This is a genomic window from Moraxella sp. E33BD, from assembly GCF_041807865.1.
GTDB lineage: Bacteria > Pseudomonadota > Gammaproteobacteria > Pseudomonadales > Moraxellaceae > Moraxella > Moraxella haemolytica.
Window position 1 is genome coordinate 135,661 of sequence record NZ_JBGTZD010000003.1, and the last position, 17,471, is coordinate 153,131.

Below are 17,471 nucleotides of genomic sequence, written 5' to 3' on the forward strand. Positions count from 1 at the left end.
AATGCTAAGATAGTATATTGATTTATTTTGGAGTTATTATGAAAATCCTAAAAATCGTTCTATTTTCTGCTACGCTCAGTACTGCGGTGGTAAGCCATGCTCAGTCATCTGGCGTCCAGTTTGAAAACATAGACATCAGCAACTTGACCGACCAAGCAGCCCAAGGCAATCATCACGCTCAATTTTTCCTAGCAAAACGCCTACAAAAAGGCGAAGGAACACCCAAAGATGCCAGTCGTGCCGCCTACTGGTACACTCGTGCTGCTGAACAAAATATCCCACCCGCTCAGCTAAACTTAGGTCTGATGTACCTACGAGGTGAAGGTGTTGGGGCTGACATGGATGAAGCACGCAAATGGCTAGAAAAAGCTGCTCATCTAGGCGACAATCGAGCCAGCTATGCTCTTGCCATACTAGATGAACGAGAAAAACGCCTTGTAGATGCTTACAAATGGTATGACCTATCCACACGAGATGGCATGTTAGATCAAAATATCAAAAATAAAGCCCAGACCAAGATTGGTCAGCTTGCTCTAAATCTATCATCTGAAGATATCGAGAATGCAAAGAACAATGCCAATAGTTGGTTTCAAAACCAATAACCATTAAGCATACCCCATCAAACATCACTAAGAACAACGAAACCAAAACCGCCCTAGCCAAGGCGGTTTTTATCATACCCGCCCATCAAAAAAGCACACCTTGCCCACTTGGTTTTGGCGTCTTGACCAAAAAACCCAGTGCTGATAATTTCTCTTTTAACGTCATGATATTATAAAAAGAATGGGCATTGGTGGTGTTTTGAAAATAAATAAACAACTCATCAAACTGCTCTCGACTGCCAAAAATTTCATCAGCAATCCTACCAAGTTCATCATCGGTATAGCGATAATCATGGCGTTCTTTGGCGGTTGCTTCGTCCCACCAATGTTGATTATTGCCATGCAAGCGATAATAAGCAGTGCGAGTATTTACCCAAAAAGGCGTGTTAGGCAGTCCAATATTTTTAGGGTAGTCTGCATTAACCCAGATGAGATTTGCCGATTTGCTAAAATACTCAAAAACAGGGGCAAGGTGCCAACTGGGGTGGCGAAACTCTATGGCAAGCAAATACCTATCAAACCACTTGACTAACTCGCCTAGATACTGACGATTGACAGGCGTTCGCTCAAAACTGTAAGAAAACTGCAACAATAACGGGGCAAGAAAGGAGTGAATGGGCGTAAGAATATTTAAAAAACTTTTGGCAGTTTTGATGGTGGCGGTACGAGTATGGCTAAAATCTTGGTGTAGTTTAAATGAAAACTTAAGCCGTTCGCCTGCCTTATCTAGTATGCCAAACACGGTTTTTTGCCCAATCGGTACATGAAAACTACTGTTAATTTCCACGCAATCATAGTGATTGGCATAGTGGTGCAAAAACTCGCTTGGGCGTACACCATGTGGATACAGCATACCAATTAAATCAGTGTCGCTGTATCCACCTGTGCCAATGTAAATGTTTGACTTCATCAATCACAATCAAGCAATCGGCGGTGTATAAGTCCCATTTTTGATATCATCTTTGATTCGTTCTGCCTCTGCCAAGACCTGTGATAACAAGGCTTTGACATTATCAAGAGTGGCAACGGGACTAAGCGTTGTCATTTTTAATGATTGCACATCACGCTTGCCGTCAATGACACGAGTTACGCCAATATTAGCATCACCCTTGGCAAACAGTTCATCTGCCACATTTTGGTTGAGATTATCAATAAATTGGCTCGGATAATCTTTTGGCATAACACGGAACAATACGCTAGCAAATTGTGGCTCTACCAATAGCTCCAAGTCATCGGTCGCTTTGATGTAATCTGCCACTTGACGAGTTAATTGCACGCCATGATCAATCATTGAACCATAAAGCCTCTCACCCAAAGCCTCAATGGTCAACCATAACTTCAACGCATCAAAACGGCGAGTGGTTTGTAGTGATTTTGATACCAGATTTGGCACGCCATGCTCTTCATCGTAGGCTGAATTTAAATACTCGGCTTCATAGTGCATAAAGCGATAATTTTTTTCATCTTTTAGTAGGAACGCACCGCATGAGATGCTTTGGAAAAAGTGCTTATGAAAATCCAGCGTTACCGAATCAGACAGCTCAATACCGCTCAACATATCACGATGGTTGTTAGACAACAGCAACGCCCCGCCCCATGCCGCATCAATGTGTAGCCATGCCCCAACTTCATCACACAGCTTGCGGATTGTCCGAATGTCATCAATCGCCCCTGCGTCTGTTGTGCCAGCGGTTGCCACCACACACGCTATGATTTTGCCGTCATTTTTGAGCGTTTGTATTGTTTTGGCAAGAGCATCCGTATCCATTTGAGCATTGTTATTGACAGGCACAGCAACAACTGAAGCAAAACCCATGCCCATCATCGCCATATTTTTTTGGACACTAAAATGGGCGTTTTGTGAACAAATCACTTTTACCTTCGCCAATGCGTCAGGTGGAATGCCATCTTGTTGCACCGACCATTCTTTGCCGTTATTTTGCCAGTTTTTGGCAATCGCCCAATCACGAGCAAGCAACACCCCCATCAAGTTAGACTGTGTCCCACCTGATGTGAATACCCCTGCTGTGCCTGTGCCATAGCCTGTTTTTTGGCGTAGGTAGTCAATCAGTTGCACCTCCATCAACGAGCCTGCAGGCGACTGATCCCAAGAGTCCATAGATTGATTGGTGGCATTAATCAGCACTTCAGCAATCTGTGAGCTTACCATCGTTGGGCAATGCAAATGGGCAAGCGAATGCGGATGATGCACTTTTAGGCTCTTATTTAAAAACAAATTGATGGCACGATTTAACGCCTCATCAAGTCCCAAACCCTCTTGGCTTGGCTGAAAGTTAATTGCTTGGCGTAGTTCGTTAATACTACCGCCTGTGTACATTTTATCTTCTTGCAACCAGTCAGCTACGGCTTTTACTGCCGTATTCATTGCATTTTGATAATCATTGACGGACTGTTCGTCATTACAAAACAGAGCTTTACGGTGTTTGGTAAGATTGGTCATTGTCTTCCTAATTCATGTTGATGGAAAATGACTTATTATAACACGGTTTTAAAATCAATCCATTTATTCGCCCTGTAACATCAAAAAAAATAATAACAAGGTTATCCATCCTTAGCAACTCAAACACCAAAAGCCAGACTGGTCAAACCCAATGACCATCAAACATCACCCCCCACCCCTTTAAATTTTTCCACAAACGCTACAATTTTCTGAAAAATACTTTGTTTGGCAGTTAAATAATTGGGATTAAGCGGACTCATTTTTGGCAATACCGCATTTAAATCTGTACCGTTTTCGCTGGCATATTCTCGTTTTAGTGAAGTTGTCAGGTAGCGTTTGGTAGCCTCCGTATTTAAATTATTTTCGCTAATGAGTTCATCGACTTCGCGTTTTTGTTCGCTTTGGGCAAATTCATAAAACTCACCAATAATACTTGGCTTATCAGGAATGCTATCCAAATCCGCTTGATTAATAAAATCCACCACCAAACCCTCTTTGGCACGATTACTGATACTTGCCCGAATGGTACGGCGAATTTCTTCTACCAATGCCGTCTTATCTTTGATTTTTTTGTGATGGTCAAAAATAAGTTCCAAAATATAATCCAAATTAATCTCTTGTGATTTTAACAAATCCACTTCAAAAACCACATCATCCCAATCAATTTGGCTTTGATTTTGGTTTTCTGCCCCTTTTTGCTGACGAAGCCAATCACGAATGTCATTATAAGTAGAACGATAATCTTGCACCACTCGCTCAGATGGCATTGGTATGGTTTGCATTGTAGCAAAATCATCATCGCTTAATTGAAATTTGGTTTTAAAATCCATTACCGCAGTTTCATCATTCAAATCAACTGTTTGTATTTCTTTGAGTGCGGTAAATTCATCATAATTTTGCAAAATATTTTCGGCACGCAAATATTCACCAAATAATTTGGCAAATTCTTTTTTGTCTTTTTCGGTTTCTATTTTTTCAGGGTCGGGGAATCGTTCATTTAATTCCTTGACAACTTCCAAATAACCCCGCCGAGCCTCGCCTGTTTGGCTATCGGTATAGCCGTCCATATATTCTTGATAGCTTTTTTCCAATACCACATTTTTGGTATTTTTATCACCAAATAAAGTAATGGCATCAATGGTGGCTTGTTCCAAATCACGAAAGGTAACGATATTGCCAAAAGATTTGGTGGCATCATAAATACGATTGGTGCGTGAATAGGCTTGCATCAAACCGTGATAACGCAAATTCTTATCCACAAACAAAGTATTTAATGTCGGTGCATCAAATCCTGTTAAAAACATACCAACCACAATCAATAAATCAATGTCTTGATTTTTTACGCGTTTGGCTAAATCACGATAATAGTTTTGAAATTCTCGGCTTTCTACGCTGTAATTGCTTTGAAATAGAGCGTTATAATCATTAATGGCGGACTGCAAAAACTCTTTGGCACTGCTATTCATTGCCGTTAATTCAAAGCCCTCATCTTCAATATCACCAACCGCATCTTGGGCTTCATTGGCAGAAAATGAAAAAATGGTCGCTATTTTTAAAGGTTTTTCTTGGTCTTTTTGCAATTCTTTAAAAGCCTCATAATAGGCTTTGGCGGCATCAACTGAACTTACCGCAAACATTGCATTAAACCCCTTACCACCTGCATTTAAACGATGGGTTTTATGTTTAAAATTATCCAAAATATACTGCGTGATTTCACGGATTCGCTCTGGATGTAGCAAGGCCTGTTTATTTTCAGCAGCTGATAATTTATCTAAATCTTGCTCGCCTTCTAGTGATTTAAATTTTGGGCGAACATCATTATAATCCACTTTAAATTTTAAAACTTTTTCATCACGAATCGCATCAGTAATCACATAAGAATGTAACTGGCGACCAAAAACGCTGGCAGTAGTTTCTGCACCCAAAGCATTTTGTGGAAAAATAGGCGTGCCTGTAAAACCAAATTGACAAAACTTTTTGAATTTTTTATTTAAATTCTTTTGTGCTTCGCCAAATTGTGAGCGGTGACATTCATCAAAAATAAACACCACTTGTTTTTGATAAATTGGTAAATTATCTTCTGCTTTCATCAGATTGTTGAGTTTTTGAATGGTGGTTACGATGATTTTGTTATCATCTTTTTGCAAATTGCGTTTGAGTCCTGCGGTACTTTCTGAACCATTGACACTATCAGGACTAAACCTTTGATATTCTTTCATCGTTTGATAATCCAAATCTTTTCTGTCCACCACAAAAAAGACCTTATCAATAAAATCCAGCTCTGTTGCCAAACGGGCTGCCTTAAAACTGGTCAGCGTCTTGCCTGAACCTGTGGTATGCCAAATATAACCGCCGCTTTCTAAACTTCCCCAGTTTTTGGTTAAATGCGTATTTTTAATTTTCCACAAAATTCGCTCCACCGCAGCAATTTGATAAGGTCGCATAATCAATAGCGTATCACTACTATCAAATACCGAATACTGCAATAACACACGCAACAAGGTATCTTTTTGAAAGAATGTGGCAGTAAAATCCTTTAGATCTTTGATTGGGTGATTATCAGACCTTGCCCAATTCATTGTAAAATCAAAGCTGTGTTTGTTTCGCTTGGTGGTATTGGCAAAATAACGCGTATCTGTGCCATTACTAATCACAAAAATTTGTAAAAATTTAAATAAAGAATTATCTGAATTAAAGCTCTCTTTGCTATAACGATGGATTTGATTGAAAGCCTCACGAATGGCAACGCCTCGTTTTTTGAGTTCAATTTGAATCAAAGGCAAACCATTGACCAAAATCGTAACATCGTAGCGGTTTTTGTGATTGCCCGTTTGTTCAAATTGATTGATGACTTGCACAAAATTGCGGGCAATGTTCTTTTTGTCCAGCAAATAAATGTTTTGGATACGCCCATCATCAAAGACAAAATCACAAATATGGTCATCGTGAATTTTACGGGTTTTTTCAATGATATTTTCAGATGGCACATCCAAATATTCTGCGACAAAACGCTCCCATTCTTTATCCAAAAAAGCCACATCATTGAGCTTTTGTAATTGCTCGCGCACATTTGCCAAGAGTCTAGCTTGGCTAGTTAAATCACGGCGATATTCATAACCTTGATTGATTAAATCTTCAATCAATTCTTTTTCCAAAGCACTTTCACTTTGATAACTGGCACTCGATTGGTCAATTTTTTCGTATTTGTCTAGGACAATAAAATGATTGGTTTCGGCGATGGGGGTGGTTTGGATGGTCATAACTATTGCTCTTCATATTTAAAAAAATTATATCTGTTGGTTAAATCATTTAACAAATAACCAACAATATTTTTTTCAGCATCAGTTAAATAAATTGAAGTTTCATTTGCCAAAGATGAATGGCTGGAAAAATTCATTATACGACTATAATAACTCTGTCGGCTATCATTATCGGGAAGTAAATCAGACCAATTTTTATATCCTAAAAAACTAGCTGTTTTTTCATATAAATTACGTAACAAAGTAAAATGGTACTTTTCAATCATATTATTGGATATTGCCGTTTCTAATGTTTGCTTTAAGTGGATATGATAGGAAAAAGCAGAGTTAGAATCTCCTTGTTTTTTGTTTAAGGAGAAAGATTCATCTTCATATTTTTCCAATAGAAACCCTTCCGTTAGAGACAGTTCATTATATAAGATATTATAAAAAATAGAGCTGTGAGTGGTAATAATAAACTTAATTTTGTTATTGTTAAAATCACTAGATTTGATTAATTTTGCTAAATTAACCGCCAATTCAATAAGATGATTTTCATCCAATGAACTGACTGGGTCGTCAATAAAAATATATTCAATACTATCAAATTTATTTGTTTGTCTATGTTCTACCTGATTGCGAATCTGAATAACTTCTTCTATTAAAGTAGAAAATATGCTCCAAATAAAGTTGCTTTCTTCTCCTTTAGAAATTTTAATATGATTTTTAGGAGTATCATCGCCAGTTTCATAAGAGAAAGTTACTTCAGAAAAAGCTGGAATAACGACCCTACGACCATTACCATCTTTAATTTCGTATTGCTGATTAAAATTTGGTGTTAATCTGGCATTTGTATAGCGTTGGAAGTTTTCAGTAACTTTTAACTCCAAACCCTGTTCCATAAAAACCCAATTGGTAAATGAATTTGGATGAATTTTTAGTTTGATTTGGGCATCATTTTCCAAATCATTGTCCCAATAGAATAAATCTTCTGTAAACGATGAATAGTATAAGATTTTCTTATATTCCAAATCCCCAATATGTTCATCACCTTCTTGGGATTTAGGCGAAATAAGCTCTTTAAACTCACGAGATAGGCGAGTTTTTCCTGTACCATTAAAAGCATAGATTAATTGAGATTTTTTACTTGAAGCCTTCAATTCTTGTGCAATTTCATTCAGTGTTTTTCCCATAATATTGACTCTCTAACTATTTTCAGGCAGCCTGAAAGTTTAATAACAACTCCCGATAATATTCATATTGCTTTTGTCGTAGTTCAATTTCACGGGGCAAGCCTTCGCTAATAGAATGTGTAAGCGTGTCAAATTTATCCAAAATGGCGACAATTTGGGTTTGGGTTTCTGGGGGTGGGATTGGGATTTTCTTTTTAGCATAATTACTAATCCATTGTCGTTTATGGTCGTTTTCCATTTGTTGATTGGATAATGTATTTAGCCAATAATAAATATATTTTAATAAAACTTGATTTTCATCTTTTGATGTAATCATTTTCATTGCGGATGATTTGGCTTTAAAATCAAAATCCACCCATTTATTTGCTGTTGTAAAATCATCAAAAATAATAACAGGTTTTGATGAAGCCAAATAGATACCGTGAGTTTCGTTTGTATAACCCAAAATAAAGGTTTTTCCTGCTGTTAAAACTGGAATTTGATATTCATCATCATAATTATTTGTACTTACTAAATATTTGGTTGGTTGCTCGTAATCTGCCACTTTCCCCAATGGTTTCCATTCTACATTTAACCCATTTGCAAAAGGGTTTTTTAAATGATTAAAATCCAATAATAAATCACGATAGTATTGATATTGCTTAACTCTTAGGTTAAGCTCGGCGGTTAGCTCGGCGGTTACGGCGGTAAATGCGTCCAAAATTTGGACGATTTTTTGTTGGACTAGTAGGGGCGGGATTGGGATTGGGAATTTTTCAAGCATCGGTTTTCTGATTGAAGTGGCAGTTGCTCCAACGCTTTTTGCAATAATATAGTTTTTGAAACAATTATTCATTAAATAAAATAAAAATTTAGGATTAATATCGTCATTGTTCAAGCAAATTCTATAAGCTCTCTGATGTAATGCATATTTACCTTCAACAAAATGAAAAATATCACCAATTCCACCTTCTCCTGGAATGATAATTGCTGTCTCATCAAATTGATAAGTGTTGGATCTTAATATATTTTTTGAGCGAACATAGAAAGGATATTCACCATTTTCATCTTCATCTTGGCGATTTGAATTACCCGTACCAATTTCCGCAACTTCCCCCAACGGTCTCCATTTCACCGATTGCCCATTTAAGAAATTTTTAATCAAGGTGTGCATTATTTTTTACTCGCTTTTTTGGCTTGTCGTTCTAGGGATTTTAGTTGATTTAATTCATCATCAGCCAAGCCCACGCTTTCTAGATATGCCACCTCCACAGATGATAAGGTTTTGGCTTGATATGTCCGATATTCTGCCAATGCTTTTTTATCAGCCATTTCACGACTGACCACGCCAGTACCTTGCAATACCCCTTTGCCATAAGTGGTTGCAAACTTATCCAATTCATCAATCCAATCTTGCATTCGCATTGGCATTCGTTCACTTGCTTTGATTTCTGCCAAGTCAAAAAAAGCTGAGACCAAGCGATTAAGGCGAAATAATTCATCTTCTGTTAAATAATTTTTGGCGATTTTGATTTCATTTAAGGTTGGCATTGCCCCTTTAAAAGTTGTTAATCCCATAAAATCTTTTGAACTATCCGCTCGCTCAAAAATAATCTCTGGTGCTGTATGTTCGTGAACCGCATAATGTAATTTATTTTGGACGGTTTTAAAAAACAATAAACTCTTTTCGCTTTTTGGGTCATAATCTTGACTGGTTGCATACAAATCCAAAACTTGCCGATACAACGCCTTTTCACTAGAACGAATGTCTCGAATGCGGTTTAATAATTCTAGCCAATAATCTCCTCCGCCTGCTCCTTTTAGGCGTTCATCGTCCATTGTAAAGCCTTTGACAAGGTATTCGCTCAGTCGTTCGGTTGCCCACTTACGAAACTCTGTACCTCGTGTGGAACGCACACGATAACCAATGGCAATAATCACAGGCAGGGCATAGAACTTCTTTTGCCGACTGACTTGACGGCTGCCTTCGGTTTCAACTTGTAAGTGTTGCTTACAAGTTGAAATTTCATCAAGCTCGCTCTCTTGGTAAATTGCCTTAATATGCTGTGTAATTGCTTGTGGTGTGGTTTGGTAAAGCTTAGCAATTTGGGCTTGTGTTAGCCATATTTGTTCATCAAAGCGTTGCAAGGAAAACTGTGATTTGCCATCATTGGTTGTATATAAAACAATGTCCATCTTACATCTCAATCTCTTTGATAATCTCATCAATACTTTGGCGTAAAGTGCTAATTTTACTGACCGTTTGGCGGATTTCTTCATTTAATACCGCAATATCAATCACTTCTCTGGTGTCTTCGGCCTCTACATAGCTGGATACAGAAAGATTGTAATCATTTTTGGCAATTTGACTGTTTTCAATATTGGCACTTTGATGAGCGATTTCACTTTTGTCGGCAAAGATTTGGAGAATTTTTTCAATATGCTCATCGGTCAAAACATTGTTATTGGTTTCTTTTTTGGACAGTTTGCTGGCATCAATAAATTGAATTTGGTTACTTGTTTTGTGTTTGGACAGAACCAAAATATTGACCGCAATGCTTGTACCAAAAAACAGATTGGGGGCAAGGGCAATCACGGTTTCTACAAAATTATTATCAACTAAGTATTTGCGGATTTTGGCTTCTGCCCCGCCACGATAAAAAATCCCCGGAAAAGTAACAATCGCCGCCCGCCCTTTGGCAGACAGATAATTTAAAGCGTGCATAATAAAAGCAAAATCGGCTTTTGACTTGGGGGCGAGCACGCCAGCAGGGGCAAAACGCTCGTCATTGATTAAAGTAGGGTCGTCTAAGCCAATCCAGTTAATAGAATAAGGCGGATTGGAGACGATGGCATCAAAAGGCTTGCCATCACCAAACTCTGGTGTTAGTAGAGTATCACCAAAAGCAATTTCAAACTTGTCATAATTGATATTGTGCAAAAACATATTCATGCGAGCAAGGTTGTAAGTGGTGTGGTTAATCTCTTGCCCAAAAAAGCCATCTTGAATGATGTGTTCATCAAATTGTTTTTTAGCTTGTAATAACAGCGAACCTGACCCACAAGCAGGGTCATAGATTTTATTAATGCTGGTTTGACCGTGTAAAGCCAATTGGGCAATTAATTTAGAAACATTTTGTGGGGTAAAAAATTCACCGCCCGATTTGCCTGCATTGGCAGCATAATTGGAAATCAAAAATTCATAAGCATCGCCAAACAAATCAATCTGATTGTCCTTAAAATCACCAAAATTCAAGCCTTCCACGCCTTTTAGAACAGCCGCCAACTGTCTGTTTTTGTCGGCAACGGTGTTACCTAGTCGGCTAGATGTGGTATCAAAATCAGCAAACAAACCTTTGATATCTCGTTCAGATTCAAAGCCATTGGCGGACGATTCAATGGCATCAAAAATGGCTTTTAAATCGGTGTTAAGGTTGGGGTTGTCGTTGGCATTTTTGGCGACATTTTCAAATAATTGGCTAGGATAAATAAAATAGCCTTTGGTTTTTATGGTATCTTCTTTGATTTGTGCCAAAATCAAGCTATCATCAGGAAAACTGGCATAATCTACGCTATCATCTCCTGCTTCAATATAAGCAGAAAAATTCTCACTGATGAAGCGGTAAAAGAGCGTGCCTAATACATATTGTTTAAAATCCCAACCATCTACCGCCCCACGCACCTCGTTGGCAATTTGCCAGATGCGGCGTTGTAATTCGGCTCGTTGCTGTTGTGCTGTCATGACTCATATCCCTTAACAATAAAAATCAAAGTATTTAATTTACCATACATCTTATGATAGATCTTATAAAAACTATCTGCATTACCAATAATCATGTTGAGCTTGTTGTTTTGGCTCTCATAAAGCATAGATGGTATCTATCTTTATGTCTTTAGCCAAACCACCCAAAATCACCCATGTTGATTTAGGCACACTTAATCTAAAAATTATACCACAAAAAAACAAGGCACTCCAAAGAATGCCTTGTTGAATCTAAAACCAAATAAAGAGCTTACCCACGCACCGCTTTTAGTGCTTCGCCCACCGACTTCTTAAAGCGTTTTACGACTTCTTCGCACTCTTCACGAGTGATGGTAATTGGGCATAAAATACGCACCACCGTACCGCCACGACCGCCACGCTCCAAGAGTAGTTTATTGTTAAAGCACGCTTTTTGAATGGCTGCTGCAAGCTCGCCATCGGCAGGATATGAGCCAATTTGGTCAGCAGGCTGACGCTCATCTACTATCTCAATACCGTTCATTAGCCCACGACCACGCACATTACCAATACAAGGATATTCTTGGGCAAGCTGATTGATCTCAGCACGCAAAAACTCACCTTGAATGCGTGAATTTTCGGTTAGATTATTGTTGCTAATCTCTTCTAGCACATTATAACCTGCCGCCATTGCCAGCTGATTGCCACGGAAAGTACCTGTATGACCAGCAAGAGACCAAGCATCAAACTTCTTATTGATGGCAAGCACACAAAGTGGCAAGCCACCGCCAACCGCCTTACTCATCACCACCACATCAGGGATAATACCAGCGTGTTCAAAGGCAAACATCTTGCCAGAACGAGCAAAGCCAGCTTGCACTTCGTCCAAAATCAGCACAATATCATGTTTGGCGGTTACTTCACGAATTTTTTGTAGCCATTTGGTGGGAGCAACAACCACACCACCTTCACCTTGAATCGCCTCTAGAATAACCGCAGCAGGTTTGACCACCCCACTTTCTACATCTTCAATGAAATTTTTAAAATAATAAGTCAAGGCATCAACACCCGCTTCGCCACCAAGCCCCAAAGGACAACGATACTCATGCGGATAAGGCATAAACTGCACGCCTGCCATCAGATTGCCTACTTTTTCTTTGGCGGATAGGTTGCCTGTCATCGCCAAAGAGCCATGCGTCATGCCATGATAGCCGCCAGAAAAGGCAATCACATTATCACGCCCTGTATAAGTCTTGGCAAGTTTAATGGCAGCTTCTGTACCATCCGCCCCAGTCGGTCCACAAAATTGCAGTATAAAATCTTGCGGAAAGAAAGAGAGTAGCTTTTCGGTAAAAGCGTCCTTAATCGGTGTGGTAATATCCAGCGTATGTAGTGGCAATCCACTATCTAGCACATCTTTGATGGCACTGATGGTGGCAGGGTGATTATGCCCAAGAGCCAAAGTACCAGCACCTGCTAGGCAGTCAAGGTATTCGTTGCCTTCAACATCAGTTACCCAGCAACCTTGTGCTTTGGCAATGGCTAGGGGGAGTTTACGAGGATAACTTCTAACATTTGACTCCATTTGGTCTTGACGAGTCAGGTAGTAGTCGTTAGTTGCACCGTCTTTAGGGGTTACGGGGGCATGATTTACAAAATGAACGCTCATATCGGATTACCATCTCAGATAAGGGTTAAAAGAAAAACCTATGAATACAGCATCAAGCTCATCTAACATGGACAAAACTTCATGACCGCATTCCTAAACCCAAACCCAATTTATTAATAATAAAATTTGGGTTTAACAAGGTTTGGCGATGTTCGGCATGCATCTTCATGGCTTAACAAATCAAAAGTTGCACGCCAATTTTGCAAGAGTAATCGCTCCAGTTTCTCCATGGGGGCAAATCAAAGCGATTCAACCGCTTGCACGGCAATATTTTAAAAATGTGATGAATTTATCAAAATAAACCACTGTAAATTCATTAAATTTTAAAAAGTGGCAAATTATAACATACAGGGCAAATTTAACAAGTAAATTTTGTACGATTCTAATGCCAACTTAGCACCATCTTAAGGCAATTAAAAAACACCGCCAATCTTGACGGTGTTTTTCTTTTAATCATTCATCAGGTTAGGCAAGTTGTGCCACGCTGATTTTGTCTGATTTTTCGGTATACTCATTCATCTGGTCAAAGTTTAGATAGTTATAAACTTCTGCTTCCATAGATTCTAGCTTACCTGCGTACGCCATGTATTCTTCAACGGTTGGCAATTTGCCTAGTACCGATGCCACAGAAGCAAGTTCAGCAGATGCTAGATATACATTCGCCCCTTGACCCAGACGGTTCGGGAAGTTACGAGTAGAAGTTGAAACAGCGGTGCAATTTGGTGCAATGCGAGCTTGGTTACCCATGCACAAAGAACAACCTGGCATTTCGGTTCTTGCCCCTGCTTGGGCGTAGGTATTATAGTAACCTTCGTCCATCAGTTGTTTCTCGTCCATCTTGGTTGGTGGTGCAATCCACAGACGAGTGGTTAGGCTGCCTGCTGGCACTTCTGACAACAACTTACCTGCAGCACGGAAATGTCCGATGTTAGTCATACACGAACCGATAAACACCTCATCAATCTTATCGCCAGCAACTTCTGATAGTAGCTTAGCATCATCAGGGTCATTTGGACAGCATAAGATTGGCTCTTTGATGTCAGCTAGGTCAATCTCGTACACTTTGGTGTATTCAGCATCTGGATCAGCTTTTAATAGCGAAGGGTTATCTAGCCATTTTTGCATATTCTCAGCACGGCGAGCCAAAGTACGAGCATCACCATAACCTTCGCTAATCATCCATTTTAGCATGACGATATTAGAACGCAGATATTCAGCGACTTTTTCTTCAGACACCGTGATGGCACAGCCTGCTGCCGAACGCTCAGCAGATGCATCAGACAGTTCAAATGCCTGCTCAACAGTCAAATCATTTTCCATCTCAGTTAGGTCAATCTCTAGGATACGACCAGAGAAAATGTTTTTCTTGCCTTTTTTCTCAACGGTCAAATCACCCTCTTGAATGGCATAGTAAGGAATGGCGTGTACCAAATCACGCAAGGTAATGCCAGGTTGCATTTTGCCTTTGAATTTCACCAGTACAGACTCAGGCATATCAAGTGGCATCACACCTGTGGCAGCAGCGAACGCCACCAAGCCAGAACCTGCTGGGAATGAAATACCAATCGGGAAACGAGTATGACTGTCACCACCAGTACCTACAGTATCAGGTAGTAGCATGCGGTTTAGCCACGAGTGAATCACGCCATCGCCTGGGCGTAAACTTACACCACCACGGTTCATGATAAAGTCAGGTAAGGTGTGATGCGTAACAACATCAATCGGCTTCGGATAAGCAGCGGTATGGCAGAATGACTGCATGACTAGGTCGGACGAGAAGCCCAAACACGCCAAATCTTTTAGCTCATCACGAGTCATCGGTCCTGTGGTATCTTGTGAACCAACGGTTGTCATCTTAGGTTCGCAGTAAGTGCCTGGACGGATGCCTTGACCTTCTGGCAGACCGCACGCACGACCGACCATTTTTTGAGCCAAAGTAAAGCCTTTGCCTGTATCAGCAGGTTGCTCTGGAATACGGAACAAGGTTGAAGGCTCAAGACCTAACGCTTCACGAGCCTTACTTGTCAAGTTACGACCGATGATTAGGTTAATACGACCACCTGCACGCACTTCATCTAGTAGCACAGGAGTTTTTAGCTTAGATTCAGCAATCTGTGTGCCGTTTTTAAAGGCGGTCACAGTTGCAGTTGCATGATCAATCTTTAAGGTAACTTCATCACCCATGTTCATATCAGCAACATCAATCTCAACAGGCAACGCTCCAGCATCTTCCATGGTATTAAAGAAAATCGGTGCGATTTTGCCACCTAAGCATACACCGCCGTCTTTTTTGTTAGGAATATAAGGAATCTCATCACCAAAGAACCATAATACAGAGTTAGTTGCTGATTTACGGCTAGAGCCAGTACCCACAACATCGCCCACATAGGCAACAGGATTACCACGAGCAATCAGCTCTTTGATTTGGCTTAGCGGTCCTACTTCACCATTTTTTTCTGGGTTGATACCATCTCTGGCATTTTTTAGCATGGCGTTAGCGTGTAGTGGAATGTCAGGGCGACTCCACGCATCTTGGGCAGGAGATAGGTCGTCTGTGTTGGTTTCGCCAGTTACTTTAAATACAGTAATGGTCATCTCGCTAGGCACATCAGGACGACTAGTGAACCACTCAGCCTCCGCCCATGATTGTAGTACAGCTTTAGCATTAGCATTACCTGCTTTGGCTTTTTCTTCTACATCGTGAAACGCATCAAATACCAACAGCGTCTTTTTAAGTGCTTCTGCTGCCAGTCCGCCAAGCTCAGCATGATCAAGTAGCTCAACAAGTGGTGCAACATTATAACCACCAAGCATCGTACCTAGCAGATATACCGCACGCTCTTTGCTGACAAGTGGAGAAGTTGCTTCGCCTTTAACAATGGCATTTAAAAAAGCAGCTTTCACATAGGCAGCTTGGTCAACCCCTGCTGGCACACGGTTTTCAAGTAAATTCACCAAGTAGTCTTCTTCACCCGCTGGCGGATTTTTTAGAAGTTCTACCAAATCAGCAGTTTGGGCATCGGTCAATGGCTGTGGTGGTACGCCTAAGGCTTCACGCTCAGCAACGTGGGCTCTGTATTCGGCTAACATATTGGACATAACAAGTTCCTTAGGTTATTGTTGTAAAAACGGTGCGTTGGGTGCTTTGTGTCGCCACAAAAGTGCCTACACCAAAGAAAAAAGAAACTAAGCTATCATACCGCAAATTTATCAAAGTTTCAAAAGGTTATAGTAAGATAGCCAATATTTATTTTAAAAATACCAAAAAATCCGCCCAGTAAATTGAGCGGATTTGTCAATGATTTGGTTAAGATTTCCACACCGTCTCATCTAGTGTTTTTTCTTGTTTGGCAACAACGGCTGTACCTGCGATATCGCCCACCACATTCATTGAAGTACGCCCCATATCCAAGATGGCATCAATACCCAAAATCATGCCGTAAGCAATCGCCACTACAGAGTCAGCTTCAACAGGTAGTCCAATAGACTCAAGCACCATCAACAGCATAATCGCTCCGGCTCCAGGCACACCTGCCGTACCTATAGCACCCAATACCGTCGTTAAGGTTACAGTAATCATCTGATCGACAGTCAAAGGCATGCCCACTGCGTTGGCGATAAAAATCGCACACACGCCAAGATATACAGTTGTGCCGTCCATATTCATCGTTGAGCCGACTGGCAAAGCAAAGCTATACACTGACTTTGGCACGCCCATGGATTGAGCAGTCTGGATAGAGACAGGCAAAGTCGCTCCAGATGAACGAGTAACAAAAGCGGTAATCAAGGCAGGGCGAACCTTGTTTAAAAAAATCATTGGCGATAATTTAAACATCGCACAAATCACGCAGTACACCAACACGACTTGTAGCAAAAGCCCTAAATAAACCGAAACAGTAACACTTGCTAAAGAACCAAAAGCCACCGCACCATTTTTGGCAAATACCCCAAAAATCAAAGCGAACACACCAATTGGTGCATATTGCATTACCCAGCCGACAATCTTAAACATCGCTTGGCTAACACCATCTACAAAATAATACACCGTATCCGAACTTTTTTTGATTTGTTCATCATGGCTATCACGCCCAAAGGCAAGAGCAATACCAAACGCCAAGCAAAAAAAGATCATCGGTAGCACTTGACCGCCAGAAATTGCACCAATAGGGTTAGTGGGAATGATGTCAAGTAGGATTTGAATGACAGTTGGGGCTTGAGCCACTTTACCTTCAGCGGCAGCATCAGCAATTAAATTAAGTCCACTACCTGGTTTGATTAAAGCACCAATGCCAAGTCCGATGATGATGGCAAAAATAGAAGTGATGGTGTAATAAATCAAAGTTTTAGCACCAATGCGTCCAAGCTGAGCTGGGGTGATGGAACTTGCACCAACAATGAGCGTGCTAGCAATGACAGGCACAACAATCATTTTTAGTAGTCGCACAAAAATCTCGCCAAGCGGGGCAAGCACCGCCATCACACTCGGCGAATTACCGATAATCAATCCGCCTACTGCCCCTAGAATCAGTGCCAATAAAATGCGAATCAGCAGATTGGATTTAAAATATAATTTTAAAATAGACATCGCACACCCTTGCTATTTTGTC

At 40.3% G+C, this 17,471-nt stretch carries 11 protein-coding genes; 1 reads left to right on the forward strand and 10 read right to left on the reverse strand.

The window, feature by feature from the left end; all coding sequences use genetic code 11:
• Positions 1-38 precede the first annotated feature (38 nt).
• The gene (locus ACERC6_RS02740; protein WP_373627654.1) at positions 39-602 is read left to right on the forward strand and encodes a tetratricopeptide repeat protein; all 564 of its coding nucleotides are present in this window, start codon (positions 39-41) and stop codon (positions 600-602) included.
• An 85-nt stretch (positions 603-687) separates the two neighbouring features.
• On the opposite strand, the gene ACERC6_RS02745 is transcribed toward ACERC6_RS02740, so the two are convergent.
• The 10 genes from ACERC6_RS02745 to ACERC6_RS02790 all read right to left on the reverse strand — a co-directional run bounded on the left by ACERC6_RS02745 (position 688) and on the right by ACERC6_RS02790 (position 17,449).
• Positions 688-1,512 carry a DUF72 domain-containing protein gene (locus tag ACERC6_RS02745; RefSeq protein WP_373627653.1) on the reverse strand — a complete coding sequence of 275 codons (825 nt, stop codon included), beginning with the start codon at positions 1,510-1,512 and terminating at the stop codon, positions 688-690.
• Between the two features lie 9 nt (positions 1,513-1,521).
• The gene (locus tag ACERC6_RS02750) at positions 1,522-3,063 is read right to left on the reverse strand and encodes an aspartate aminotransferase family protein (protein ID WP_373627652.1); all 1,542 of its coding nucleotides are present in this window, start codon (positions 3,061-3,063) and stop codon (positions 1,522-1,524) included.
• 158 nt (positions 3,064-3,221) lie between these two features.
• Positions 3,222-6,323: a type I restriction endonuclease subunit R gene (locus ACERC6_RS02755; RefSeq protein ID WP_373627651.1), complete on the reverse strand. Its 3,102-nt coding sequence runs from the start codon at positions 6,321-6,323 to the stop codon at positions 3,222-3,224.
• Between the two features lie 2 nt (positions 6,324-6,325).
• Positions 6,326-7,495, reverse strand: coding sequence for an anticodon nuclease (locus ACERC6_RS02760; RefSeq protein ID WP_373627650.1), 1,170 nt, complete (start codon positions 7,493-7,495; stop codon positions 6,326-6,328).
• Positions 7,496-7,517: 22 nt separating this feature from the next.
• Positions 7,518-8,648: a restriction endonuclease subunit S gene (locus ACERC6_RS02765; protein WP_373630500.1), complete on the reverse strand. Its 1,131-nt coding sequence runs from the start codon at positions 8,646-8,648 to the stop codon at positions 7,518-7,520.
• Positions 8,648-9,670, reverse strand: coding sequence for a virulence RhuM family protein (locus ACERC6_RS02770; RefSeq protein ID WP_373627647.1), 1,023 nt, complete (start codon positions 9,668-9,670; stop codon positions 8,648-8,650). The genes ACERC6_RS02765 and ACERC6_RS02770 overlap by 1 nt, the downstream gene beginning before the upstream one ends.
• Position 9,671: 1 nt before the next feature.
• Positions 9,672-11,216 (reverse strand): type I restriction-modification system subunit M, encoded by a 1,545-nt coding sequence (locus ACERC6_RS02775; RefSeq protein WP_373627645.1) that lies wholly within the window; start codon positions 11,214-11,216, stop codon positions 9,672-9,674.
• Between the two features lie 271 nt (positions 11,217-11,487).
• Positions 11,488-12,864, reverse strand: coding sequence for a diaminobutyrate--2-oxoglutarate transaminase (locus ACERC6_RS02780; protein ID WP_373627644.1), 1,377 nt, complete (start codon positions 12,862-12,864; stop codon positions 11,488-11,490).
• Positions 12,865-13,329: 465 nt separating this feature from the next.
• A complete protein-coding gene (locus ACERC6_RS02785) occupies positions 13,330-15,954 on the reverse strand; it encodes a bifunctional aconitate hydratase 2/2-methylisocitrate dehydratase (RefSeq protein WP_373627790.1) in 2,625 nt (874 codons plus the stop codon).
• Between the two features lie 217 nt (positions 15,955-16,171).
• A complete protein-coding gene (locus ACERC6_RS02790) occupies positions 16,172-17,449 on the reverse strand; it encodes a dicarboxylate/amino acid:cation symporter (protein WP_373627643.1) in 1,278 nt (425 codons plus the stop codon).
• Positions 17,450-17,471 lie beyond the last annotated feature (22 nt).